A 25070-nucleotide genomic window follows, 5' to 3' on the forward strand; every position below is an offset into this window, starting at 1 on the left:
CTCATCCTCACGGCCTTCGTGCTGAACGTGTGTGTTCCTTGGTCGGAGCACATGTTCAGCCGAAGGCCGCCTCCGTGTACCGCAGATACCGAACCAGGTGATCAAGTTCGACGGACCATTCGACACCGGACGTTAAAGATCAAGCTAAGGGGCTGTCCCGTGACTGAGGGTGTCTCGTCTCGGCGGGTTCCCTCAGGAGCGAGCAGGTGCTGGGTAAACAACCAGGTCGACGGGGATCAGTGCGATACCCGATCATGTGCTCATGTCCCTGAGAGGACCCTTGCCCGTGTCGATGCAGACCTGGCCTCCAGTCGGGTTCCTGTGGCGCGCCAGCGTTTGCGCGGTCTCGTCTCGTCCTTCCCGTGCGACCACTGCCCCGGCCCGTCGGACAAACCCGCAGCCGCAGCAGCCAGCCGCGCGGACCGACCAACGACCCCGGCAGCCCGCAGTCCAGCAGCAGCCGCGCCAGCGCCCGGACCAGCAAGGACCCCGGATCCGGTAGCGCGGAAGCATCAGCGCTACGGCGAACGTCTGTGCTAGAGCCACAGCCGCATCCAGGTAGAGCGCCCGGATGCGCATCGGGATTCCGGCGGATTCCGGCCCGGTGGCCATCGTCGCTGGGTGGCCAACGGCAAAGGGGCACAGCTCGCACAGTCGGCGGCTTGAGCTGCCCCGACGCCGACTGTGCCGCGAACCGAACCGGATCAGCCTTTTCGATGGGTGGGTGCGGGCTGTCTGCTTCGTCCCATGAGCTGAAGCGGAGACACGCTTCCCTCTCGCACCATTGATCCGACCATCGGCACAGCTGGTGTCAGACGTCCGCCGGAGCGTGCGCGGGTCTGGCGGTGTCTGAACGGTTGGTTGCCCATCAGGGCTCCTGCTACAGGCTCTTGCTACGCGCGGCCAGGGTGCGGAACAGTGACAGTTCCAGTTGCTGTGCCTCGGGGAACGGCATCCGGCTGCCCTGCACGACGGAGGCCTTGACAGCGTTCAGAGCCTCGCCGGGTGCGGCCGCGACCCGTGCGGCCCAATCCAGAACGTGGCTGCCGAAGCCGTCCGCGGGCAGCAGGGCACTGAGCCATCCGATGCGCAGCGCCTCTTCAGCCTCGACTTCGCGCCCGGTCAGGATGGCCTCGGCTGCGGCTCCCGGGCCGACCAGGCGTGGCAGCCGGACACTGCCGCCGCCGCCAGGGATGATCCCCGCAGTGACCTCGGGCTGCTGCAGCCTGGAGCGCGAGGAGCCGATGCGGACCGTGCAGGCCAGCGCCAGCTCGTTGCCGCCGCCGGAGGCAAGTCCGTCGATGGCCGCCACGGTCGGCTGCGGGATCTCTTCGAGTAGACGCAGCGCCCGGCTCCAGGATCCGGCTTCGGCCGGTGAGGCCTGCCCGCTGCCGACCCTGGCCAGGTCGCCCAGGTCGGCGTGGTTGATGAAATAGCCGTCATTGCGGCTGGCCAAGACCACCAGTTTGATGCCCGCCGGGTCGTTGGCGCAGGATTCCAGCAGGTCGCCGAGCTCCAGCAGGGCGGCGAAGTCGATGAAGTTCTCCGGCGGCCGGGCGAAGGCGAGCACCGCCACCGTGTCATGCCTCTGAAGGCTCCAGGCGCTTGTCACAGGTTTTCCCTTCGCAACAGCGGTATTGACTGACGTGCCCAGACCGTTGATCGGGGCGGGGTCCTTCGGACCTGACGGGCGCATGTTCGGGTCGCGGGTCAATTGCCGAGGAAGGCGTTCACTTCGGTGGCGAACTCGCGGGGGTATTGGAACAGGAACCCGTGTCCGGCGTCGGGGTAGATGCGCAACGTCGCGTTGGGCAGGTGCTCAGCGAGCAGGTGGGAGTTCTTCGTGGGGACCATCTCGTCGTTGTCGCCGTTGGCAACCAGGACGGGCTGCTGGATGGAGGCCAGGCGCCGCAGTCGGGTCTCGTCGCGCACTCCCCACGTGGAGATCGCGGTGAGCTGGGCGTCGCGCACGGCCAGCGTGGACGGCGCGTCGCGTTCGGCAGTGCGCAGGGCAAGGCGCTTGAGGAACTCCACGCCCTTGGCCTGGCTGGAGGCGCTCTTCTCGAAGAAGAGGATGAGCAGGCTCTGGGCGGTGGGCGCGTCCAGCAGCGCGGTGTCTCGGATGAGGCCCGCGGTGTACACGTGGATGTCCTGCCCGCCCCGGGGAGCGGTGCCGGCCAGGATCAGGCGGCGCAGCTGCCAGGGGCGCATGAGCGCCACCTCCTGGGCGATGAACCCGCCGAGGGAGAAGCCGAGCAGGTCGTAGCGGCGCACTTCGATGGCGTCGAGGAAGGCGAACAGATTGGACGCCATCTGCTCGACCGTGTCCGGCGTGGTGCCGGTGGAGCCGCCGACGCCGGCGAGGTCTACGAGGATGACCTCCCTTTCGGCGGCCAGGGCGTCGACGAGTTCGGGGTCCCAGTTGTCCAGGTTGGCGCGGAAGTGCACCAGGCAGATCAGCGGCAGGCTATGGGTGTCGGCGGCGCCGAAGCGGCGGTAGCGGTAGGTCACCCCGTCCGCGGCGGCGACCTGTAGGTTCGGAGTGGTGATCTGGCTCTGGTCGGACATGGCGAGGCTCCTGCTCTGAGTGGATGTGTGGGTCGGCTTGCCACCCGCCGACGATTGAGGCGCGGATCCGGGAGGCGAAGGCGGTGCGCCGGTGGGAAGTCGGGCCCTGGGGGACCGCGTGGCCCCCGCATGCGCCGCTGGCTGGCGTCAAGTACCGGCCCGGGAAAGGAGACGGGGGCCGCTTCCGGGCCGCCTCTGATCGAGGCGTTCGGTTGTTCGCCCGCTGCCGGCCTGGCATCCCGGGCCAGCGGCATGGCGCGTCAGAACATCGTGTTCTCGTTGGCGCTTTCCTCGGGGACCGGCTGGATGACATCCCAGTGTTCGACGATCTTGCCGTCGGCGATGCGCCAGATGTCGGCAACGGCCATGCCGGGGTGGCCGGTGATCACGTGCATCTTGGTGTGTGTGACGACCAGGTCGTCTTCGGCGATGACGCGCTTGATGTCCAGGTGCAGTTCGGGGAACCGGCCGCGCATTTGGTGCACGTAGCCGACGAAGCCTTCGGCGCCGTCGGGGGCCTGCGGGTTGTGCTGGGTGTAGGTAGCGCCCAGGTACGCCGCAGCGGCCTGCTCGGGCTGACCGTCGTTGAACGCCTGCTGGTAGAAGGCGATCACCAGGGACTTGTTTTCCGCCGGGGACATTGGCGGGCTCCATTCATGTCGGGCAGGCGCCGCGATCGTGGCGTCGCGGTCGCCCGCGGGCTTGGTACACATGTGTGCGGCGACCGGTCAGGCGCGCGCTCCGAGGCGCTCGCCCATGTTGAGCTCCAGGTCCCAGATCGCCTCCGGTCCGGCCTTCACGGACTGCTGGAGCCAGGCCTGGACGGAGGGCCGGGCCAGCAGGGCGGCGAAGCGCTGATAGACGGAGGCCATGCTCTCGGTGCTGGGCGGCGCATCCTCGCCGTTGAGGATCTCCTTCACCGCACGCAGCGCCTCGGCGTCAAACGAGGCGATCCGCCTGGCGAAGCGCTCGACGAACGCGTCCAGTTCGTCGTCCGGGACGGCGCGGTTGATCCAGCCGTAGCGCTCGGCCGTCTCCGCGTCGTAGTCCTCGCCGGACGCGATGATCTCCAGTGCGCGGGCACGGCCGGTCAACCGCCACAGACGCTGCATGCCGCCGCAGCCCGGGATGATCCCTGAACCGATCTCCAACTGGCCCAGCACTGCCTTCTCCAGGCTTGCGAACCGCACGTCCAGTGCTGTCAGGAACTCGTTGCCGATACCGCGTGCGCGGCCGCGCAGCGAGCCGACGGTGATGAACGGGGCCCGACCCAGGCGGCTGACGACGTCGAACCAGGTCGGCATCCCCGTCTCGAACTCCCCGATGCGCCCCAGGTTCAAGTGCGCCATGAAGAAGTCGGGCAGCGCGCTGTCGAAGACGACGACCTTGACCTCGGGATCGGCTTCGAGTGCATCGACGATCGCCGCCAGGTGGGTCTCGACCTCGGGGTCGTACAGGTTGAAGGGCGGGTTGTCGAAGGTGACGCGCCAGTAGCCGGCGCCGCGCCGTTCGGCGCGGACGGGGCTGCGTCCACTGTCCACGGTGCTTTCGGACATCAGGGGTCTCCAATCGTGTGGCATCAGGCGTGCCGGGAAGGTTTGATGGAAAGTCGGCCGCAAATGCCGGTCGGATGTCGTCCGACCGACGACGCCGAAGTCGTCCGGGTGCTGCAAAACAGGGGCCGCCGGGGGAAGGCCCGTCGCCCCGGGTTTCCTGCTCGCGAATCAGTCGACCGTGATGTCCGTCAGTTCGATGGAGACGACTAGCTGCTCGGGGATGGGGTGGTTCTCGCCGTCGCGCACGTAGATCGTTCGCGTGCGCGGTACGACCAGGCCGTCGACCTCGTCGAAGTCCGAGACGTAGTGGGCCGCCGGCGACCCTCCGGCGATGTCCACCTGGTAGTCGCGGCGCTTGATCAGCCCGTCGCTGTCGACGTAGAGCACCTGGTGCGGGCTGTGGGTGGCGATGGTGTCGGGATAGGTCACGTGCAGCCGCCGCCAGCGCTCGCCGTTCTCCGTCCACGGCTCGCCCTCCTCGGTCCGCACACCGGGCAGGGTGAGGCTGAACGGCTCTGCGGTGTACGTCCACATGGCGTATCCGGTGAAGTACGCCAGCTGGAGCGTGGTCCACGGGGTTTCCAGGGTGTGCCCGGCGAAGGACGAGCGAGGGTCTTCCAGGACCTCGACGACGTCACCGCCACTGGCCTCGATGCCGACCCTGTCCGGCGTGTAGGCGGTCCTCAAGTCCGGTGCCGTGAAGGGCCGCAGACTCGTGCGCTGGTCCTTGACCCACACCGTGATCTCGCCGTCGTCGACGATGCCGGGGACCTGCTTGATGTCCCAGATGGCGCCGCCGAAGCGCTTGTGCGCGCTGATCGACGTCGCTTCCTTCCAGCGGTCGTAGCCGCCGTAGGCCGCGAGTACGTTCTGCAGGATGTCAGTCATGGTCGTCTCCTAGCGTCCGAGGAACTGGCGGATGTGGTGGCCGAACTCCACCGGGTACTGGTTGAGGAACCCGTGTCCGGCGTCGGGGTAGATGCGGATCTGTGCGCCCCGGATCTTCTCGGCCAGCAGGTGACTGTTCTTCGTCGACATCATGGTGTCGTTGTCGCCGTTGGCCACCAGGGTCGGCTGGGTGATCGCCGAGAGGCGCTCCAACTTCGCGGATTCCGGGATGCCCCAGGTCATCAGGGCCTGGTACTGGGCGTCGCGGCAGGCCAGCGTGGTCGGGGTGTCGCGGTCCTCGGTGCGGGCCTGGGTGCGGGCCAGGTACTCCCATGCGCTCTTGGTGCTCTGTTCGGATCCGGAGAAGAACAACGTGGCGAAGTCTTCCGGCGTCGTCACATCGCTGCAGGCGTACCCGTAGACGTCGTCGGACCAGCGGTGCAGGTCTTGGGCACCCTGCGGGGCGGTGCCGGCCAGCACCAGGCGACGCGGCAGCCGCGGACGCACCAGTGCGATCTCCTGCGCGATGTGCCCGCCCAGCGAGAAGCCCAGCAGATCGACCGTGCCCAGGCCCAGCGCGTCGGTGAAGCGCAGAGTGTCGCGGGCCATCTGGCTGACGGTGTCCGGCGTGGTACCGGTGGAGCCGCCGACGCCGAGCAGGTCGACCGTGATCACCTCGCGGTCAGCGGCGAGTACGTCCAGCAGCGCCGGATCCCAGTAGTCCAGGTTCCCCCGGAAGTGCTGGAGCAGCAGCAGCGGCGGCAGTGTGGCCGACGGCGTGCCGAACCGCCGGTAGACGAAGGTCTCACTGCCCGCATCAGCGCGGCGGTTGGCCGCGTAGGCGGCGCCTGTGTGTTCCGTGGTGGTCGTCATCCCTCTTCTCCCTGTCGGTCGGGTGCACGTCCACCACGCTGACATCCGCCGCCGGGGCCGGGTATCCGACGGATGACCATGGTTCGGCGCGGCCGCCTCGCCGAATTCCGTGGTCACCTGACTTACGGGCAGAGGGACGAGGCAGCGACCGCCCATCGTGTTCAGTCACGAAGGGCCGCTGAGCGGGGATGTGTGGGACATCGAGCTGAGGCTGCTTGCGGGCCCCGGATGGCGTGCGATCGCCCACGACCGGCGTGCACACGGTCGTGCTGGAACTGTCGGATGTCGCGCCCGGTCGGACGCTCCGACGGCGGCGGTGAGGCAGCACGCCACGGAAGGGGCCCGGAATCGGCGGCCACTGCCTGCCGTAGGCGCGGTGCGGAGTACCAAGCGAAGCTGAAGAGGATCCTGCAGTCGGCGTTCGATGAGATCTGCGCGACCGGTCTGAGCATGGGCAGGGGGTCGCGCTGCCCGCTCGCGGGCTCAACGGGGACGGCACCGTCTCATCCCAGGGCCCGAGCGCAGAGGTCAGCTGTTCTTCTGCTCCACCAGGGCGACGCTGGCGGCCCGGACGCGGCTGCCGTCGCGACGGCGGAAGCCGACCCCGACGGTTTCGCCGGTGCCGGTGTCGATGAAGCGGTAGTCGCTGCTGTCGGAGCGGGACAGGTGGATGTGGCCCCACTGCCCCATCGCCGCCAGCACCGGCAGCAGGCCCCGTCCGGCGTCGGTCAGCACATAGCGGCTGCGCTTGCGGTCCCCAGGCTGCTGGTAGTCGACGGCTTCGAGGATGCCCGCCGCCACCAACTCGGACAGCCGGGCGCTCAGGACGTCGGATGCCAGACCCAGCCGCTCCCGGAACTCGGAGAAGCGTGACCGGCCGAGCATCGCCTCGCGAATGACGAGGATCGCCCAGCGCTGGCCCAGCACCGACATGGTGCGAGCGATCGGGCACGGGTCCTCGGACCACGGATCGGGGCGCATGATGACACTATAGCTGGGTTGGCCTGGCCAACCCAGCCTGTTAGTGTTGTAAAGGTGATATTCGGACGATCGGTTGAGCTGGTCGCCGTCGGCGACGCGCTGGCGGCGGTCTCCGGCAGCGGCACAGCGCTGGTGATCGACGGTGAGGCGGGCATCGGCAAGTCGACGCTGCTGGCAGCTGCCGCGGACCGGGCGGCCGCCGAGGGATTCCGGCTGCTGCGCTGCTCAGGCCTACAGGGCCAGACCGAGGTCGGGTTCGCGGGGATCCATGAACTCATCCATCCGCTGCTGGGGCAGGTCGGGGAACTCCCGCCTCGTCAGCGCAGCGCACTGATGACCGCCTTCGGGCTGGAGGACGGCTCCGAACCGGACCGGCTGCTGGTCAGCCTGGCCGTACTGGGCCTGCTGGAGGAGGCCGCGGTACGGCGCCGCCTGCTCCTGCTCGTGGACGACGTCCAGTGGCTCGACCAGTCCTCCTTGGACGTCCTGGCCTTCGTGGCCCGCCGACTCACCGCCGCGCCGCTGTTTCTGCTGTGCGCCGAACGCGTGGGCCTGGGCGGATCGGCACAACTCCTCCAAGGGCTGCCGCGGTTGTCACTGGGACCGCTGCCGCATCCGGACGCTGCACAACTCCTGGCGCACACGTTGCGGCACGCCCCACGAGAAGTGGATACCCATCTGCAGCACGGACTGCTCGAACAGGCCAACGGGAACCCGCTGGCCGTCATCGAGCTCAGCGCTGCGCTCGGGGAACGCTGTAGCCACGACATCGGTTTCTCGGGCGAGCCGCTGCCCGCCAGCCAACGGGTCGAGCGCGCCTTCCTGGCCCAGCTCGAACCTCTGCCCGACGGCAGCCGCCAGCTCCTGCTGCTGATCGCGGCCAGTGACGGCTCCGTGGCCGAACTCGACGCCGCCTCCCAGCGGATGGGTTTGAGTCTGACCGAGCAGCTGGCGCCGCTGGAGCAGGCCGGCCTGGTCGCCGTGGTCGGCGGCCGCCTGCAGGTGCGCCACCCCCTGATCCGCTCCACCGCGTACAGTGCCGCCCCGCTGTCGGCGCGCACGAGCGTGCACCGCGCTCTGGCGGCTTCCGCCGTCGATCCGACCAGGTCGGCATGGCACCGGGCGCAAGCGGCGTTCGGGCCCGACGAAAGCGTGGCAGCCGAACTGGAAAGCGCAGCCGAACGCACCCGGGCGCGAGGCGCCGGCGCCGAGTCGGCTGCGGCGCTGCGACGCGCGGCCGTGCTCTCGCCCGATACCAAGGACCGGGTCCGGCGACTGGTCGCCGCCGCACACATCGCGCGTAGCGCAGGTCTGACGGCGGAGGCCATCAGCATCCTGGAAGAGGCGCAACCCCTGGCCCAGGAGCGCGCCAGTGCACAGCAATTGGCGATTACCAGATTCGTGCTGAATGTGACGGCCGCTGTGCCCGGCCAGACGGCGGACGAACTGGTCGCCCTGGCCGACACCTACACCAGCCCCGATGCCGGCCAGCGGGAACTGCTGTGGGCTGCCGCCATCGAATGCCGCATGCACGGGCTGGCTGAGCGTCCACGCCGGAAGGTGGTGGCGGCCCTGCGCCGCCTGGACGGCTCACTGGAGGACCCACTGGTCGACATCGCCATGGCGCTGGTCGACGACGTCGAAGACGGGCTGCGGTTGCAGGAGCGGCTGCCCGCTCTCATCGGCCACCTGGACGGTAACCCCTTGTTGGCGCTGTCCCTGGCCTTCGCGGCCGAATGCGCCAGCGACCGGGACAGCGCGCTGCAGTGCTGGACTCACGTGCAGAACCGCGCCCGGCAGCGGAACTCCTCGGCCGACGAGTGTGAAGGCCTGCGCGGTGCAGCTCACCTGCTCATCCAGCAGGGCCGCATCCAGGCGGCGGTGATGGCGGCGCAGAACGCCCTGGGCTTGGCCGAGGACATGAACCTGCCGATGACGGCGGCCTCGGCGGCGGCGAGCCTGGCCCGCGCACTGATCTGGCAGGGCCACCCCGAGCACGCCCGTCAGATGCTGGACCGCGCCCGGCAGCTGCTGGCAGCGGATCCGGCGATCCTGTGGAACGACGACGCGCACTGGGCGGCAGGGCTGGCCGCGTTGTGCGCGGCCAGCCACACCGAGGCACTCCACCATCTGCTGAAGATGTCCTTGCACCGGACCAGCCGACGGTGGGCCATCGCCGACCTGGCCGAGGCGGCTGCCGGAGCCGACCAGCCCGATCTCGTCCGCCCGCTGCTGGCCGACGCCGAGCAGCAGGCCAAACGGCTCAACACCCCGCTGGACACCATGCTGGTGCACCGGGCCCACGCGCTGATCGCGCGCACCGACAGCGAAGCCGACGAGCACTTCCGCGCCGCACTGCACCAGAGCGAAGGCCTCGACGCCGACCTGGAGCTGGCCCGCACCCACCTGCTCTACGGGGAATGGCTACGCCGGCACCGCCGGATCGCTGATGCACGGACGCACCTGGCGACCGCGTTGACGACCTTCGACGCCGCTGGCGCGGCCGCCTTCACCGACCGTGCCGCAGCCGAATTGCGCGCCGCCGGTGTGACCGCACCGAGCACGGCCGCGCCGGGTCCGGCGGCAACGCTGACCGCACAGGAACTCCAGATCGCCCAGCTGGCCGCTTCCGGGCTGACCAACCGCGAGATCGCCGACCGGATCTACGTTTCGCACCGCACCGTGGCCGCCCACTTGTACAAGGTGTTCCCCAAGCTGGGAATCACCAGCCGCAGCCAGCTGTATGCGGCCCTCGGCGACGCCGCAGCATAGTCATCCGCCCTATACCCCGGCCGTGGCAGGCCGATCGAGGATGTCACGAGGGGCCGGTGAGGACCAGCGGGGTGCTCGCATTCTGCTCTCCATGACTGTCGCAGGAGACCGTCGTTGCGACATACCGGGCCCTCGACCACCGATCGGACAGGAAGTCGGCATGAGCTGGAACCCTTATGAACTCCTTCCCCCTGCGGCGTCTTTCTCGCTGACCAGCAGCGACCTGCGAGACGGCGAGCAGCTGGCGCTGCCACAGGTCAGTGGCCTGTTCGGCGACGGCGGCCTGGACGTCTCCCCTCAGCTGTCCTGGAGCGGATTCCCCTCGGAGACGAAGAGTTTCGTGGTCACCATGTGCGACCCGGAAGCACCCACGGTCAGCGCCTTGTGGCACTGGGCCGTGGTGAACATCCCCGGCACCGTCACCCGGCTGCCGGCCGGCGCAGGAGACGAGTCAGGGGCAGGACTTCCACCGGGCGCCTTTCACCTCCCGAACGACTCCAGGACGAAGCGATACGTCGGCGCCGCGCCGCCAAAGGGCCATGGGAGGCACCGCTACCTCTTCGCTGTCCTCGCCCTCGACATCGACAGGGTCGAGATCGACGCGGAAGCGACTCCCGCCTGGTTGATGTTCAACCTGTTCGGGCAGGACTGCACCCTTGGACGCGCCTTCCTCACCGGCTGGTACGAAAGCTGAACCACTGGGACCGAGGTCAGACAGGCGGCGGCAGCGCGTCGGCGAGGGTGGACCAGTCCAGCAGCGCGCCCTCGCCGCCGGCGGGGACAAGGTCCTAGGTGTCGTCCAGCCACCGGCGGATCACCGTCAGGTCTCCTGCGAACGTCGCCTTGTTTGAAGGGTTGTCAGGACCTTCAACTCGCCCTGACGGTTGCCATGGCCGTGGCCCCGATCTTTTCCGTACTCAGTCATCTGGTCATTGTCCTTGTCTGTCGTCTGACTGCCCCGGCGGTGCAGGGACGAGTCGTTGGTGTCTGATGTGGCAACCCGACAGTGAAGATGGGGTGCTGGGGGCTACCGTTCGGCAGAGTCCTCCGGGACCAGGAGGACCGCGATCCGGCCGGCGTGGGCGATGGCGTCGCTCACTCGCGGGTTGAAGAACGCGGCGACCGAGCTCCTGTGGTGTGGGCTGACAACGAGCAGGTCGGCCTGGAAATCCTCGGCCTCGGTGGAGATGATGGCGGCCACTTCCTGGGCGAACCCTTGGGCCACATGTCCGTCGGCTTCCACGCCGAGGTCGTGCAGGACTGCCAGCGACTCCTTGAGGATCGCCTCGCCCTCGATCTCGTCCTCCAGCACCAGCACGGTGCCGGCGGCCACAGTGGACGCCGCGACGTGTACGACGTGGACGCGGGCCCCGGTCAGCTGGGCCAGCTGACCGGCCGTTGACGTGGCCGCCCGGCGGGCGTCGGTCGGATCGATGGCTACCAGGATGCGTTGGAACATGAGACTTCGTCCTTTCTTCGGCGGCGCGGCAAAGTCAGCCCGTGCCGCATGGGCAAGTGAGTTGGGGCACGCGGCCCGCGCGGCTTCTCAGTCCGTCCAGGAGGAGAACAGCGCGTTCAGCCCTTCGGCCATGGTCGGGTGCGCGATCATTCCGTCTCGCAGGCGAGTGAAGGGAAGCTCGGCCCACATGGCCGTCTGCACCACGGACAGCACCTCCGCCGACTCGGGTCCGAGCAGGGCCGCCCCGAGGATCTGCTCGGTGTCCCGATCGACCACGGCCTTCCACAGTCCCCGTGTCTCTCGTAGAGTCCGGGCCCGAGGAATAGCCTTGACCTGCAGTTTCGCGACCCTGATGGCACGGCCCGTGGCGCGGGCCTGCTCCTCGGTGAGGCCGACCCGGGCAAGCTCCGGGTCGGTGAACAGGTTCCAAGGGATCAGCCGGTCGGCCGTACTGCGCGAGCCGCCCTTGATGTTCTCCCTGACGATGCGGTAGTCGTCGAGCGATACATGGGTGAACTGCGGGCTGGCCGCCACGTCGCCCACCGCCCAGGTGTGCGGGGCGTCGGTCGCCAAGGTGTCGTCGACGCGCACGAATCCGCGGTCGTCGGTCCGCACACCTGCCGTCTCGAGGCCCAGGTCGCGGGTGACCGGGGCCCGGCCGGTGGCCGCCAACACGTCGTCCGCGGTGAGCATCCGACCGCCCTCAAGCAGCACCCGCACCGTTTGCCGTTCCCTGACCACCTCCTTCACCGCCATGTGGGTGATCAGCTCGACACCGTCCTCCCGCAGACATGCCGCCAGGGCTGTGGCGATGTCCCGGTCCTCGTGGGGCAGCAGGCGGGGGCCGCGTTCCAGGACGGTCACCTGACTGCCGAAGGAGGCGAACATCTGCGCGAACTCCAGCCCTACGTAGCCTCCGCCGATGACGACGAGCCGCTCCGGGAGGCGCCGCAGTTCAAGGATGCTCTCGCTGGTCAGCGGCTGCGCCTCGGCCAGTCCGGGGATCGCGGCGATATGCGGTTCGGTCCCCGTGTTGATCACTACATCGGCGCCGCGCACGAGACGGCGCCCGCCGCCGTTGACATTGATCTCCACCGTCCGCTGCGCCACGAAACGCGCGGTCCCCAGGACGAAGTCCATGCCGCTGTCCAGGAACTGACTGTGGTTGAGCTGGACCATGTCGGAGACGACGCCCTCCTTGTGCGTCCGCAGCAGTTCCAGGTCCACTCGGGGCGCACCCATGCGGATCCCCAGCGCGTCGGCTCTGGCTGCCCTGCGGGCCAGACGGGCGCTGGTCACCAAGGTTTTGGTGGGGATGCAGGCGACGTTGATACAGGTACCACCGATCATGCCCCGCTCGACCATCATCACCCTGCCGCCGGATCGCGCGGTGTCCATGGCGAGGGTCTTGCCGGCCTTGCCGCCTCCCACCACCAATAGGTCGGCATCCTCCACGACTTCCTCGGTGACGTTCATCCTCAGGGCCCTCCTGCGCCGGTGAACAAGTGATGGGGGTGGGGTGACCTGGACGTCAGGAACCCGTTCCCCGCATCAACAATCACTGCTTAGGCGACCTGTGCCATCAGTCGAATGACCAACAGCTTGGAGTCACTGCCCACGAGCGCGTCCGCCTGCGTCGACGGCTCAAGTCATCTGACTGATGGCCGTACTGCCGGTCGGGTCAACCTTTCTGACAATGGATTCGGCTCATGGACGAACTGGGATGGGCGCTGGGGCACGAGCAGAACCGTGGTCAAATGCCCGATGCCCGGGAGGCCCTGCGCCGTCAGTGTCGACGTCGTACGTGCGCCCGCTGAGGGGATGACGCATCCGGCAAAAGGACCGACATGTACATCGACGCACCGAACCCCATGGTCGACGCCGCCAACGGCGTCAGGTACGCGTACCGTCGCTGCGGTCCCGCCGACGCGCCCCGGCCGCCCCTGTTGATGCTGCAGCACTTTCGCGGCACGCTGGACAGCTGGGATCCGGCGCTGGTCGATGGGCTGGCCGCCGAGCGCGACGTCATCGCCTTCGACCATGCCGGTGTCGGCATGAGTTCCGGACGCACACCGCGCACCATCAGCGGCACAGCCGTCGACACCCTCGCCTTCATGGACGCCATCGGAGTACGGCAGGCGGACGTGCTGGGATTCTCGATGGGCGGCTACACAGCGCAGGAACTCGCCCTGCAGCAGTCCTCCGCTGTCCGGCGCCTGGTCCTGGCCGCGACCGCCCCTCGTGGAGGTCCCGGCATCCACGGATGGAAGGACGACGTCCTCGCCCATGCCGGCGCCGACCAGCCGAGATTCGAGGACTACCTCTACACCTTCTTCAACCACACCGAGTCCAGTCAGCGCAGTGGTCTCGAATTTCTGGGCCGATACATCGAGCGGGAGGACGACCGGGATCCGCCGGCCGACCGGGAGGCCAGGGAGGCACAGTACGAGGCGGTGGTCGAGTGGGGAACCCCGGATGACAGCGCCCTGGGCAGGCTTTCGGAGATCGGGCAGCCGGCGCTGGTGGCGCTCGGCGACAGTGACCGGGTGACCCCGCCCCACGCGTCCTTTCTCCTCGCGGACCTGCTGCCTGATGCCCGAGTGAGGACGTATCCCGATTCCGGGCACGGATTCATGTTCCAGTACCACGCGGAGTTCGCCCGGCAGGTGCTGAACTTCCTGGCCGAAGTCTCCTGAGGGCGGCTGCACATTAGTCAACTGACGGATGTACCCGCCGACGGGCGCCCTTCACGCTGTGGATGTGGGGTGGAGCAATCGCCCCTCTGGCGAGGGAGGAACGTTGTCGTTGGTGGGGCGTACATCCGAGCTGCGAGTCCTCGCGGCGCTGTTGGCCGAGGCGGAGAATGAGGGAGCAGCGCTGCTGCTCCAAGGCGACCCGGGCGTGGGGAAGACCGTGCTGCTGGATGCCGTGACCGCCCGCGCCAGGGCGGGGGGCTTGCGGGTGCTCCAGGTGGTGGGAGTGGAGAGCGAGCAGGAACTGGCGTTCTCCGGGCTGCACCAGCTCCTCTATCCGCTGTTCGACCGCCTGGCGGAACTGCCGGCCTTTCAAAGCGTCGCACTGGAACAGGCTCTCTCCCTGCGGGAAGGCACCGTGCCGGGCCGCTTCGCCATCTCGGCGGCGGCGCTGGCCCTTCTCCAGGCAGCGGCCAAGGGGCAGCCCCTGTGCGTGGTGGTCGACGACGTGCACTGGATCGACCATTCCAGCGCCGAGGTACTGACCTTCGTCACTCGCAGACTCAGCAACTGCCGGGCAGCCTTCGTCATGGCCGCCCGTAGCGGGGGGTACGGCTTCCTCGATCCGACCGGACTGCGCGTGCTCAGCGTCGGTCCGTTGCCCCACACCGACGCCTTGGCGCTGCTGGACAGCAGCCATCCGGGACTGGCCGAAACGACTCGACGGCGATTGCTCGACGAGTCCGAAGGCAACCCGCTCGCCCTGGTGGAGCTGCCGAGCCAACTCACCCACGCCCAAAGGGAAGGCGCGGAGGCCCTGCCGGCGAATCTGCCGCTCAGCAGTCGGCTGGAGAGCGTGTTTGCCGACCGGATCCGGCAGCTCGGCCCGCCGGCGCGCTTCGCCCTGCTGCTCACCGCACTCGACGGCGAGCGCCCTGGGAACCTGGCGGACATCCGGGCGGCGTGCCTGACAGCAGGGGAGGAGTGGGATGACGGCCTGTTGGAGAGCAGTGAGCGGAGCGGGCTGGTGCGGATCGATCATCTGGTCGAACAGGTCACCTTCCGGCACCCCCTGGTCCGTTCCTGTGTGGTGCACATGTCCCCGGGGGGACGCCGCAGAGCGGCGCACCGAGCACTCGCCGAGGTCGTGAAGACGGACCCGGAGCGACGTGCCCTGCATCTCGCCCACGCCGCCACCGACCCCGACGAGGGGGTCGCCGTCGCACTGACCCAGGCCGCGGAACGTGCGATGGCCCGTGGCGGCTCCGCGGAGGCTGCCACGGCGTACCGCCGCGCAGCGGAACTGAGCCAGGATCCCGCCGAGCGCGCGCGCCGCCTGGACGAGGCCGCTTTCGCCGCCGGCGTCGCCGGGCTCCTGGACACGGCCCACGAACTGACCTCCGCCCAGACCACCGAGACACTGCGAGGCGCGGCTGCGGCGGCCTATGTGCAGTTCCACCGTGAAGGAGACATCGACGCCGTCTACCGCACCCTTCCCCCTGCTATGGCGGCAGCGTCCGGCAGTTCCGCTCCGGAGGATGTGGATGCGTTCGACGACGCCTTCTATGTGCTGCTCAACTCGGCGGTGTGGGGAGGACGTCCTGAACTCTGGCCTTCCGTGTACGAAGTGCTGGACCGTGTCTCCGAGTTCGCGCGCATGTGCTTCGACTGCGTCGCCGACCCGGCACGGACCGCCCACGACGTGCGGGAGCGACTGGACCGCGCGACAGCCGCGCTGTCTCCCGACACACCCCTGTGGCGGGTCAACTGGCTGATCTACACGGCCATGTACCTCGACTGCTTCACCTTCTACGACGGTGCGTGGCGAGACGCCGTCGGCCACGGCGCATACGACAGCCTGCGCTTCGGTGTGGTGGCCAGGACCCACGAGGCCTTTATGCGCGGGGACTGGGACCGGGTGCAGTCCATCGCGACGCAGGGCATCGCGGACGCCACCGAACACGACTACAACCTCATCCACATCATCTTCATCTACGGACTGGCCATGGTCGCCTCCGGGAGGGGGGACGAAGACGCGCTGCGCAAGCACTGCGACACCATCAACGCATGGGCCCAGCCGCGGCGTATGCAACTGCTGGTCAGCACCACGAACGAGACCTGGGCTCGCGCGGCGGTCGGACGGGGCGACTTCGAGGAGGCCTATCTGCTGACCTCCGCGCTGACCCCGCCCGGCGAACTGACCTCGCACTTTCCCCACTTCCCGCGGATCTTCCTGGACCTGGTGGAATCGGCGATGCGCACCGGCCGGACGGCGGAGGCACGCGCACATGTCGAGGCCGGTCGGCGTGCGCGCCTGGATGCCGTCTCGCCGCACCTCGCGACCATCCTCGCGGCAGCCACCGCGCTGGTCGCGCCCGACGAACAGGCGGGCGAACTGTACGAGGCAGCCCTCGCGGTACCGGACGTCCGCCTGTGGACGTACGAACACGCGCGGCTTCGACTCTGGTACGGGGAGTGGCTCCGCCGTCGTCGGGAGTACACGGCCGCGCGCGTCCAGTTGAGCATGGCTCTCGAAGTGTTCGAACAGCAGCTGAAGGCACCTCTGTGGGCACAACGGGCGCGGGACGAACTGCGGGCGGCCGGCGTGGGCGTCGGCCTGCCGGACAACAGGGCGGGGGTGAGATTCAGCCCACAGGAGCGCCGCATCGCGGAGTTGGCGGCGAGTGGCCTGTCCAACAAGGAGATCGGCAGGCAGCTCAACATCTCACCCCGTACTGCGGGCGCTCATCTGTACCGGGTTTTCCCCAAGCTGGGCATCACCGCCCGAGCTGCGCTGCGCGACGCGCTGAGGGCCCTTGACGACGCCGACAGCGCGTCCCGGTTCCGCTGAGCGAGGGTTGCCGCACACGGTTCGCAAACCTCTGATCTGGTTGACGCCCCGTCAGGTCACTTCTGTGCCAACTGCGGGTACAGGGCCGTCAGGTCCGCGGACAGGCCCGCCCTGACCGAGCGCGTGATGACGTCCGCGAGCACTTCATAGGCCCCGCTGACGATGCCGTCCAGCGCGAGGGAGGCGACCTCCTCCGGAGTCGACTTGGGTGCGTTGACGTCCGCCGTCATGTCGGTCTCGACGTATCCCATGTACAGGCCGGTGACCTCGATCTGCCGGGGCCGCAACTCCAGCCGCAGGGAGTTGGTCTGGGACCACAGGGCGGCCTTTGAGGCGCTGTAGGAGCCGGCGACGCCGACCCAGGACAGCACCGAGGCGACGTTGAGGATGTGGCCGCCGCCGTTGTGCTCGATGACGGGGACGAAGGCGCGGGTCATGTGCAGTGCGCCGTAGAAGTTGGTCTCGAACTCCTGGCGGACGTGGTCCAGGGGTGAGTTGAGAAGGGAGGCGTTCAGCGAGATGCCTGCGTTGTTGACCAGTACAGTCACGTCACCGGCCTGTTCGGCGGCCGCGGCGACGCCGATCGGGTCGGTAACGTCCAACGCCAGCGGCACCGCGTCGGGGTGCCTCACCGTGCGAGGGTCACGCGCGGTGGCGTAGACCCTGGCCGCACCGCGCGCGAAGGCCTCCTCCACCAGTGCCCTCCCCAGACCGCGGCTGCCGCCGGTCACCAGAACCACTGCGCCGTCGAGCGAAGTCATGCGCTTCTCCTAGCAAGATGATTGATCACGTATTTCGCTGGGCGCGCCCAGCAGGCGGCAGGGGAGGCTCAGGCGAGGAAGCGGTTCACCTCGTGGGCGAAGTCCTCCGGGTGCTGGAACAGGAAGCCGTGCCCGGCGTCGCTGTAGAGGATCACTTTGGCGTTGGGCAACTTCTGTGACATGGCATACGAGGCATAGGCGTGGATCATCACGTCGTGAGCGCCGTTGGCCACCAGGACCGGCAGCGTCAACTCCTCCTGGCGGTGCCAGTAGCCCTCGAAGGAGCCGATGGCGCCCAGTTGACCGCGAACCGTCTCCGGGCTCACCACGCTCTTGGAGTCGTGCAGACGGTGTTCCAACCGCTCCAGGGAGGCGCGGCCCGCGGCTGTGGCCTGCTCTGTCTCCGGGAAGAACAGGTACAGGAAGTCGTCGTCGTTGACCGGCCTGCTCATGGCCTGCCGGGTGCGCGGCGTGGGTTGAGGCAGGTCGGGCACCCCGCCCGCGGAACTGCCTGCCACTACCAGGCGGTGAACGATGTCCGGCGCGGCGAGGGCCACGCCCTGGGCGACTATGCCGCCCATTGACCAGCCCAGGACGTCGATGTCGGTCAGCCCGAGGGTACGGATGAAGGCGAGTGAACCCTCCACCATGTCCTCGATGGTGGTCGGGGAACTGCCCGTGGAGAGGTTGACTCCCCGGTTGTCGAAGATGATGACCTCGCGCTCGGCAGCGAGCAGGTCCAGGAAGGCGGGATCCCAGTGATCGATGGTGCCGCGCAGCCGCATGTGCATCACCAGGGGGCGTCCGCCCGCTCGGCCGAACCTGCGATAGGTGAAGCGCTCGCCCTGCGGTCCTTCGATTTCAAGGGTGTCGGCCGAATCGGCCGCGTATGTGGACATGTTGACGACTCCTGTCGAGGAAGGGAGAGGATGGGAGGTGTGCTGGGCGCGGGCCCGTGCTCTGGGCGGTCAGGGGGTGATGACCATGCGGAACCGGGCGGCGCCGCTCATCATCCGGTCGTATGCCGCCTGTACGTCCGTCAACGACGTGTGTTCCACCATGGGTGAGACGTCCTGCGCCTGGGCGAAGGCCAGGTTCTGCTCGTTCTCGGCGGGGGTGCCGGTGAGTGAGCCTGACACCTGCACCGCATCGAAGATCAGCTGTCGCGGTGAGATGCGGACCGGCTCCGGCGATACCCCGACCATGACGAGCCGGCCGCGACGGGCCAGGCCGGCGAGCAGCGGGCTCACGTCGCCGCCCGCCACGGTGGCCAGCACCATGTTGGCGCCCCCGAGCTTGGTCAGCTCATCGGCGGCGTCCGAGGCCTGGCTGTCGACATAGTGGTGCGCGCCCAGGGCACGGGCCAGCTCTTCCTTGTCCGTCCCGCGGGCGATCGCGGCCACCCGCAGCGCGAGAGCACGGGCGTACTGCACGGCCAGGTGGCCGAGACCGCCGATGCCCTGCACGGCCACCAGATCCCCGGCCACCAGGCCGTCGGGCTGCCGGATGCTGCCGACCAGCGCGTTGTACACCGTGAATCCTGCGCACAGCAGCGGCGCGACGCGCGTGGCGTCCATGCCCTCCGGTACCGCCACCAGGGCCGTCTGCCGCGCGTACATGTATTCGGCATAGCCGCCGTCGACGTGGATGCCGGTGTAAGGCTGGGCGGTGCACCCGACGAAATCACCTCCTCGGCAGGCCGCGCACACCCCACAGTGTCCGCCGAGGAAACCGACGCCCACCCGGTCACCCACTGCCCACGCCGTCACGCCCTCGCCGAGCGCGTCGATGCATCCGACCGCCTCGTGGCCAGGCACGCGGCCGGTTTCCCCGGCGTCGTGCGGGTGTACGGCGGCGGAGTCGCTGTGGCAGATGCCGCAGGCTTCTACTCGGATGCGTACTTTGCCAGGGCCAGGTGGAACCAGTTCTCGCTCGGTGGAACGAAGGCCGCCGTCCGGGGCGACCTCTACTGCGCGGTACGTAGTCATGAGTAACTCCATTGCAGGTAGGCGAACGCGCCTGATTCAGAGCGTCGCCAGGTACTGGTGGACGGAACGAACGGCACTGGCGCCGTCGCCGACGGCGGCGGCGACCCGTTTCATCGAGTTCAGCCGCACATCACCAGCAGCGAAGACGCCGGGCAGACTGGTCTCGAAGGGGAGTGGTTCGCGCCCCAGCCGCTTCCACAGGGGCCCGAGTTCCCTCTGTGGCAACTGTCGGTCCGTCGGCACGAAACCGTCGGAGCCGAGAACCACTCCGCTCAGCCAGGAGGTCGCGGGTCGGGCTCCGATGAAGCAGAACAGGCCTGCGCAGGCGGTGTCCTGTGCTGTGACGCTTGTGGCACCTTCGGCGCGGGTGGTCAGACTGACGCCTTGGAGATGAGGCCGACCGTGCAGGGCCGACACCTCCGTGCCGGTGCGTACGGTGATGCGAGGATCGTTGAGGATCCGTTCCACGAGATACGCGGACATGCGTGCACCGAGGTCGTGGCCTCGCACCACCAGTGTGACGCCGGAGGCGAACCTGGCCAGGTGCAGCGCCGCCTGTCCGGCCGAGTTGGCTCCACCGACCACGGTGACCGGTCGGCCGGCCACCGCCTGGGCCTCCAGGTCGGTGGCGGCGTAGTAGATGCCGCAGCCGGTCAACTCGGCCCAGCCGTCGAGGGGAAGCGCCCGGTACTCCGCTCCGGTGGCGACCAGTACCGTGCGGGTGGCGATACTGGATCCATCCATGAGGGTCAGGATGTGATCGTGGCCCTGGGTACTCAGCCCGACGACACCGCAGGGACTGGCCAGGTGCACGCCGAACTTCAGCGCCTGCACGGCCGCACGTGCGGTCAGGTCGGCTCCGCTGAGACCGAAGGGGAAGCCGAGATAGTTTTCGATACGGGCGCTCGTGGCTGCCTGGCCGCCGACGGCCACCCCGTCCAGGAGCACCGTCTCCAGACCTTCGGACGCGCCGTACACCGCCGCCGCCAGGCCCGCAGGACCGGCGCCCACGATGGTGAGGTCGGCCGAGCCCCGGCCGGTTCGGCGGTACGCGAGGTTGAGCTGCTGGCTCAGGATCCCCGGGGTCACGTGCGGCGTCGCCGCGTTCGTGGTCAGTGCCGCGGGCAGGTCGTCCTCGGTGAGGCCGGCCGATCGGAGCGCCTCCGCGCCCTGCGGGGAATCCCCGTCGAACCAGTGGTGTGGCACACCCTGGCGGTCGAGGAAGGTGCGCATGGCCATCCCCTCGGCCGACCTGGTGTCGCCGACGATCCGCAGCGTCTGCTCTGCCGCCTGGCGCAGCAGCCGTCGCCTGGCGAGGATCGCGCGCAGGAGCAGGTCCGAGAGCTCGGTCTCCTGGGCCATGAGCCGACGGAAGGCCTCCGGCGCAACGCGGTGGATCGTGCCGCTGGTCGTGACACGGACGGTCAGCCCGCGCCGCTGGCCGGTGAGCAGGTTGAGCTCTCCCGCGAATTGGCCGGGTCCGTGTGTCATAAACAGGTGACCATCGCCGTCCTGGGCCGACGGGATGACTGCTTCCAGGGTTGCCGTGCCACACAGGAAGAGGTCTACCGAATCGTCCCCGACTTGATAGAGGACGTCCCCTGCTCGGACCTCCTCACTTGTCGCGTACTGCGCGGCCCGCGTCAACTGTCCGTTGTCAAACCGCACTTCGGCGGCGGCGGCGAGATCGTCCGATCGTTCGCCTATCTCAGGGAAAGAGGTTGCCATGTCTGAAGAGTTCCTTTGCTTCCCGGTCGGGCCACGGATTGGTCCACCTCTGGGCTCACAACTGCACCCCAGGACAGTGCCGTTGCCCCATAGGGAAGGTGTGCTGCCGGTCGTACGGAATCACATCGCACCGCTGCGGATTGCGTAGGCGACCGCTTGTGTCCGATTGCGCAGATCCAGTCGTGTAATGGCGTCATGAAGCACGTTCTTGATTTCTCGTCCCGAGTAATTGAGACGTCCCCCCACCTCCGCGGTGCTCAGCCCTTCGGCCAGCAGCCGAAGGACGCTCACCTCCCGGGCGGACAACTCGGAGGAGGCCGGTTGCTGTCCCGGCCGCGAGCGCAAGCGCTCGACGAGCGCGCGCACCAGGGCGGGTGGCTGGGGGGGACTCTCCCCGTAGCGCCATGCGGCTCGCCCGTACGATGTCGGTGTAGCCGACCTCGCCGCGCAGCAGTACACCCACCACTCCGCGGTCGGCCGCGGACCACAAGTGCCGCTCGCTGATCCGGCCACCACGAGCAGTACCGGCAAGGTCGTCCCCTGTGTGGACCCGGTGACCTCCTCGACACGTCTGAGCGTCTCAGGTGTGACCTCGTCGGCCATCACGAGCAGATGTCGGCGCCCTGCCGGTCCTCCCAAGGCAGCACGCGCACTCCAGCCGCCCCGCGGAGGAACGCCTCCGCACCGTCCACTGCGAGCCTCGCTTGCTGTGAGTGTCAGTGTCACCGGGAGCGTGTCCCAGTCCGCTGCCACTCCCGACCTCTCCGGCACAGACGTCAGATGAAGCCGTGCGTGCGCCCGGGACCTCCAGCCCCGGTGTCTTGACGGAGTTCACTGGCACGTGTGATCACCAAGTTCCTGAGGGGTGTGCGAGTGGTCCCCGGCAGCCCGTACACCTGGAACGTGGTGCGGGCTGCCGGGATGTCGGGACGGCGAAGGTGGCTACTTGGCCAGGAAGGCGAGGAGGGCGTCGTTGACTTCCTCGGCATGGGTCCACAGCAGGCCGTGCGGGGCGCCGTCGATCTCGACGTAGTCGGCCTGGGGGAGGGCCTTGTGGAAGGGACGGCCGGTGGAGTCGATGGGCAGGACGTTGTCGGCGGTGCCGTGCAGGATCAAGGCCGGGACGTCGATCTTCGGGATGTCGGCCCGGAAGTCGGTGGGCCAGGTGAGGGGAGCTGCCCAGGCGGCATAGGAGCCACCGCTCGCGGCGACGTTCCAGCTGTTGCGGACGACCTCCTCGCTGATGCGGGTGCCCAGGTTCTCGTCCAGGTTGTAGAAACCTTCGTAGAAGGACGTGTAGTAGGCGTAGCGGTCGTTCTTGGCGGTGTCGGAGACGCCCTGGAAGAAGGCCTGGTCGCCGGCGCCGGCGGGGTTCTCGTCCGTCTTGAGGAGGAAGGGTTCCAGGGAGGCGAGGAATGCGGCCTTGGAGACCCGGGCGGACCCGTAGGTGGAGAGGTAGCGGGCTACCTCTCCGGTGCCCATGGAGAAACCGACCAGGGCCGCGCCGTGCAGGTCGAGCGTCTCCACGACCGTGTTGAGGTCTGCGGCGAAGGTGTCGTAATCGTAGCCGGTGGTGGGCTGGCTGGACTGCCCGAAGCCGCGGCGATCGTAGGTGATGACCCGGTAGCCGGCATCGAGGAGGGCGGCGGTCTGCTTCTCCCAAGAGCGGCCGTCGAGGGGGTATCCGTGGATCAGGACGACGGGCCTTCCGGTGCCATGGTCCTCGTAGTACAGGTCGATGTCGGTGGTGTTCTCCTGGCCGACGGTGATGAACGGCATGGTGTTCCTTCGAGACTGCGGCGGCGCGGAGACGCCGACTTGACTCGGTCATGGACCGCTTGCGGCATCGGCGAAGGAGCCACCGAGTCGCACTGCGGACAGCTGCCGCCGGGTTCCGCGCTACCGGGCGACGAAGCCACCATCCCCCGGGGGCACCCGGTTCCGAATCTGTCTAATGACTTACTTTGTGCGAAGTCGCCTGCAGCGCGACCCGATGGCGACGGGACGCGCACGGCCGGATCGCGCCTTCTTCCGGGCCTGGACTCGTGAAAAACGATGCGTCCTGTCGGCCTCCCGCCGCGCCAAGCAGCCGGTGCGAATACCCGGAGCGTACGAAGGCAGTCATCTGACCGATTGCCTAGACGCGGCCAGGGGAAAAGCTGTCATTCGCGACCGGTGCACGCATTGGCCGGTCCCAAGCGGCGGCAGCCTCTGATCTCTTCGGGGGCTCCGTGGGCCCGTGCTATTTCCTAAGCGCTTTGTGGACGATGCAGCACCTTCGTATTCTCCGATTGGAAATGAGGTCTCGTCATGGCTCCTGAACCCCTCACCCCCGCCGATACCACGGTTGTCCTCGTTGACTATGCCGTCGGTTTCGCCAATCTCCTGCGCTCCCACAACCTCACCGACCACATCAACAACGTCGTGGGTCTGGCGAAGACGGCGAAGTGGTACGAGAGCGGTCTGGTGGTGACCAACGGTGAGTCCAGCAAGCCTTCCGGTCCGCTGTATCCCGAGCTGTTGGACGCCATCGGCGACCACCCCGTCATCGAGCGCACAGTCGACTTCAACGCCTTTCTCGACGAGCAGTTCGCCCAGGCGGTCCGGGCGGAGGCCCGGAAGAACGTGGTCATCGGCGGCATCGCCACCGACGGCTGCGTACTGCAGACCGCACTGGGCGGACTGCGGGCGGGTTACCGCGTGCACGTAGTGGTCGACGCCTCCGGGAGCCCCTCGCATGAGGCGCACGACGCGGCGGTGCAGCGCATGGTCCAGGCTGGCGTGATCCCGGTCACCTGGTTCTCCTTGGCTGCGGAGTTCCAGCTCGATCCCAAGTTCCACGGCACACCGCACCGCATGCGCCTGATGCAGGAGAACGTGCCTTCCATGGCCATGGGCGCCCGCTCCTTCGTCAACGCCGTTGAACTGGGGAAGGGCATCACCCCCGCTGCCTGACCCTTTGGGTGCGTGCGCCGGCCTGCCGCTTGTCCCCCTGCCAGGGCCGATTTCCCGGCTCCGGCAGGGCCCCGGCCACGTTCTACACGCCTTTCACCCGGGAGCCGCGCTGAACATCCGGCCCCCGTTGACGCATCAGAGAGGAGCAGTCGATGCACAGCAACAGACTCGTCCCACGGTTGGACGTATGGCAGTGGCAGGCCTCCGCCGCATGCCGGGGCATGGCCTCCGCCGTGTTCTTCTCGCCTCCCGGCGAGCGGGGCAACACACGCAAATCCCGCGAGCGGAAGGCCCTGCAGATCTGCCAGTCCTGCCCCGTGCTCGACCAGTGCGCCGCCTTTGCCCGTGGCACTGACCAGCGATTCGGCGTTTGGGGTGGCCTGACCGAACGCCAGCGTATCGACGCCAACACGTCATGAACGGCGCGGTCCTGGCCGCCCACGGAGAGCTCGACCTGGCCACCGCTCCGCACTTCGAGGCAGCCGTCCGGGCCCATCTGCGCCGACGACCCACCCTGCTCACCGTCGAACTGCGCGCGGTCACCTTCATGTGACTGCGCGGGTGGCTGACCACAGGCGACAAACGCAGGCCTCCGCGGGCCCTCACTCCTACCGAGAAGACCGTCAACCGGGCTCTGGCCGCGGCACGGGCACCGGTTGAGCGCGGAGTGGCCTGTCTGAAGTTCTGGCGGATCTTCCGCAGGTCCCGCTGCAGCCCCAACCGCATGACGTCAATCGCCAAAGCCATTCTCGCCCTGGAGCGGCAACGCTGAAGAGGCTCACTGGGCGAGGCGGTCGCGCACGATCGTCTCGGGGGAACAACCCCGCGGGTCCGGGGAGGGGTTCGGGGACACCGCCGAGCACGAGGGAACAACCCCGCGCCAGCGGGGATGGACCCGTCTCTCCCCTCTCCAGGTGGCATGCAGAAGGCTGCTCTCCGTGCCGGCAGGTATGAACTCGGTCGAGCTGACTTCCTTCCCTGGGGTTGCAGGAAGGGG

Annotated in this window: 22 protein-coding genes and 2 pseudogenes; 9 read left to right on the forward strand and 15 right to left on the reverse strand. The window is 68.4% G+C overall.

Going from position 1 to position 25070, the window contains the following annotated elements; translation table 11 throughout:
- Positions 1-276 precede the first annotated feature (276 nt).
- A pseudogene (locus AC068Z_RS32390) lies at positions 277-369 on the forward strand (DUF6584 family protein); the annotation flags it as partial.
- Positions 370-880: 511 nt separating this feature from the next.
- Here AC068Z_RS32390 and AC068Z_RS32395 read toward each other — a convergent pair.
- The 7 genes from AC068Z_RS32395 to AC068Z_RS32425 all read right to left on the reverse strand — a co-directional run bounded on the left by AC068Z_RS32395 (position 881) and on the right by AC068Z_RS32425 (position 6866).
- Complete coding sequence (locus AC068Z_RS32395) at positions 881-1576, reverse strand: enoyl-CoA hydratase/isomerase family protein (protein ID WP_478563691.1); 696 nt, start codon at positions 1574-1576, stop codon at positions 881-883.
- Between the two features lie 134 nt (positions 1577-1710).
- Positions 1711-2568 (reverse strand): alpha/beta fold hydrolase, encoded by an 858-nt coding sequence (locus AC068Z_RS32400; protein ID WP_478563695.1) that lies wholly within the window; start codon positions 2566-2568, stop codon positions 1711-1713.
- Between the two features lie 260 nt (positions 2569-2828).
- Positions 2829-3209, reverse strand: a complete 381-nt coding sequence (locus AC068Z_RS32405; RefSeq protein WP_478563698.1) for a nuclear transport factor 2 family protein — start codon at positions 3207-3209, stop codon at positions 2829-2831.
- An 87-nt stretch (positions 3210-3296) separates the two neighbouring features.
- Complete coding sequence (locus tag AC068Z_RS32410; protein ID WP_478563701.1) at positions 3297-4124, reverse strand: enoyl-CoA hydratase/isomerase family protein; 828 nt, start codon at positions 4122-4124, stop codon at positions 3297-3299.
- A 168-nt stretch (positions 4125-4292) separates the two neighbouring features.
- Complete coding sequence (locus AC068Z_RS32415; RefSeq protein WP_478563704.1) at positions 4293-5012, reverse strand: hypothetical protein; 720 nt, start codon at positions 5010-5012, stop codon at positions 4293-4295.
- Positions 5013-5021: 9 nt separating this feature from the next.
- Positions 5022-5885 carry an alpha/beta fold hydrolase gene (locus tag AC068Z_RS32420; RefSeq protein ID WP_478563707.1) on the reverse strand — a complete coding sequence of 288 codons (864 nt, stop codon included), beginning with the start codon at positions 5883-5885 and terminating at the stop codon, positions 5022-5024.
- Between the two features lie 528 nt (positions 5886-6413).
- Entirely contained in the window at positions 6414-6866 is a 453-nt protein-coding gene (locus AC068Z_RS32425) for a winged helix-turn-helix transcriptional regulator (protein WP_478563710.1), read from the reverse strand.
- An 18-nt stretch (positions 6867-6884) separates the two neighbouring features.
- On the opposite strand from AC068Z_RS32425, the gene AC068Z_RS32430 reads away from it, so the two are divergent.
- Both AC068Z_RS32430 and AC068Z_RS32435 read left to right on the forward strand, forming a co-directional pair.
- Positions 6885-9638: an AAA family ATPase gene (locus AC068Z_RS32430; RefSeq protein WP_478563713.1), complete on the forward strand. Its 2754-nt coding sequence runs from the start codon at positions 6885-6887 to the stop codon at positions 9636-9638.
- A 160-nt stretch (positions 9639-9798) separates the two neighbouring features.
- On the forward strand, positions 9799-10332 hold the full coding sequence (locus AC068Z_RS32435; protein WP_478563716.1) for a YbhB/YbcL family Raf kinase inhibitor-like protein: 534 nt from the start codon (positions 9799-9801) through the stop codon (positions 10330-10332).
- Between the two features lie 333 nt (positions 10333-10665).
- Here AC068Z_RS32435 and AC068Z_RS32440 read toward each other — a convergent pair whose 3' ends face one another.
- Together AC068Z_RS32440 and AC068Z_RS32445 are read right to left on the reverse strand one after the other, a co-directional pair.
- The gene (locus AC068Z_RS32440) at positions 10666-11097 is read right to left on the reverse strand and encodes a universal stress protein (protein WP_478563719.1); all 432 of its coding nucleotides are present in this window, start codon (positions 11095-11097) and stop codon (positions 10666-10668) included.
- An 87-nt stretch (positions 11098-11184) separates the two neighbouring features.
- Positions 11185-12573 (reverse strand): dihydrolipoyl dehydrogenase family protein, encoded by a 1389-nt coding sequence (locus tag AC068Z_RS32445; RefSeq protein ID WP_478563722.1) that lies wholly within the window; start codon positions 12571-12573, stop codon positions 11185-11187.
- Between the two features lie 371 nt (positions 12574-12944).
- Between AC068Z_RS32445 and AC068Z_RS32450 the strand changes: the two genes are divergently transcribed.
- The gene (locus AC068Z_RS32450) at positions 12945-13793 is read left to right on the forward strand and encodes an alpha/beta fold hydrolase (RefSeq protein WP_478563725.1); all 849 of its coding nucleotides are present in this window, start codon (positions 12945-12947) and stop codon (positions 13791-13793) included.
- A 112-nt stretch (positions 13794-13905) separates the two neighbouring features.
- Positions 13906-16641 (forward strand): AAA family ATPase, encoded by a 2736-nt coding sequence (locus AC068Z_RS32455; protein ID WP_478563728.1) that lies wholly within the window; start codon positions 13906-13908, stop codon positions 16639-16641.
- Positions 16642-16697: 56 nt separating this feature from the next.
- Here the strand turns inward: AC068Z_RS32455 and AC068Z_RS32460 are convergent, their stop codons facing one another.
- The 6 genes from AC068Z_RS32460 to AC068Z_RS32485 form a co-directional block, all read right to left on the reverse strand.
- Entirely contained in the window at positions 16698-17402 is a 705-nt protein-coding gene (locus tag AC068Z_RS32460; RefSeq protein ID WP_478563731.1) for an SDR family oxidoreductase, read from the reverse strand.
- 68 nt (positions 17403-17470) lie between these two features.
- Positions 17471-18301, reverse strand: a complete 831-nt coding sequence (locus tag AC068Z_RS32465; RefSeq protein WP_478563734.1) for an alpha/beta fold hydrolase — start codon at positions 18299-18301, stop codon at positions 17471-17473.
- 69 nt (positions 18302-18370) lie between these two features.
- Complete coding sequence (locus tag AC068Z_RS32470) at positions 18371-19390, reverse strand: zinc-binding dehydrogenase (protein ID WP_478563737.1); 1020 nt, start codon at positions 19388-19390, stop codon at positions 18371-18373.
- A 36-nt stretch (positions 19391-19426) separates the two neighbouring features.
- Positions 19427-21118, reverse strand: a complete 1692-nt coding sequence (locus tag AC068Z_RS32475) for an FAD-dependent oxidoreductase (RefSeq protein WP_478563740.1) — start codon at positions 21116-21118, stop codon at positions 19427-19429.
- Positions 21119-21238: 120 nt separating this feature from the next.
- Positions 21239-21721, reverse strand: coding sequence for a response regulator transcription factor (locus AC068Z_RS32480; protein ID WP_478563743.1), 483 nt, complete (start codon positions 21719-21721; stop codon positions 21239-21241).
- A 339-nt stretch (positions 21722-22060) separates the two neighbouring features.
- Positions 22061-22897 (reverse strand): alpha/beta fold hydrolase, encoded by an 837-nt coding sequence (locus AC068Z_RS32485; protein ID WP_478563746.1) that lies wholly within the window; start codon positions 22895-22897, stop codon positions 22061-22063.
- A 531-nt stretch (positions 22898-23428) separates the two neighbouring features.
- Here AC068Z_RS32485 and AC068Z_RS32490 point away from each other — a divergent pair.
- From AC068Z_RS32490 to AC068Z_RS32505, 4 genes and pseudogenes are all read left to right on the forward strand, one after another.
- Entirely contained in the window at positions 23429-24073 is a 645-nt protein-coding gene (locus AC068Z_RS32490; protein WP_478563749.1) for an isochorismatase family protein, read from the forward strand.
- Between the two features lie 152 nt (positions 24074-24225).
- Positions 24226-24492 (forward strand): WhiB family transcriptional regulator, encoded by a 267-nt coding sequence (locus AC068Z_RS32495; RefSeq protein ID WP_478563752.1) that lies wholly within the window; start codon positions 24226-24228, stop codon positions 24490-24492.
- Positions 24489-24626, forward strand: a complete 138-nt coding sequence (locus tag AC068Z_RS32500; RefSeq protein WP_478563755.1) for an STAS domain-containing protein — start codon at positions 24489-24491, stop codon at positions 24624-24626. The genes AC068Z_RS32495 and AC068Z_RS32500 overlap by 4 nt, the downstream gene beginning before the upstream one ends.
- 9 nt (positions 24627-24635) lie before the next feature.
- Positions 24636-24845 (forward strand): annotated as a pseudogene (locus tag AC068Z_RS32505) (transposase family protein); the annotation flags it as partial.
- Positions 24846-25070: the final 225 nt, after the last annotated feature.

It is taken from the genome of Streptomyces sp. NPDC043726 (assembly GCF_056436565.1).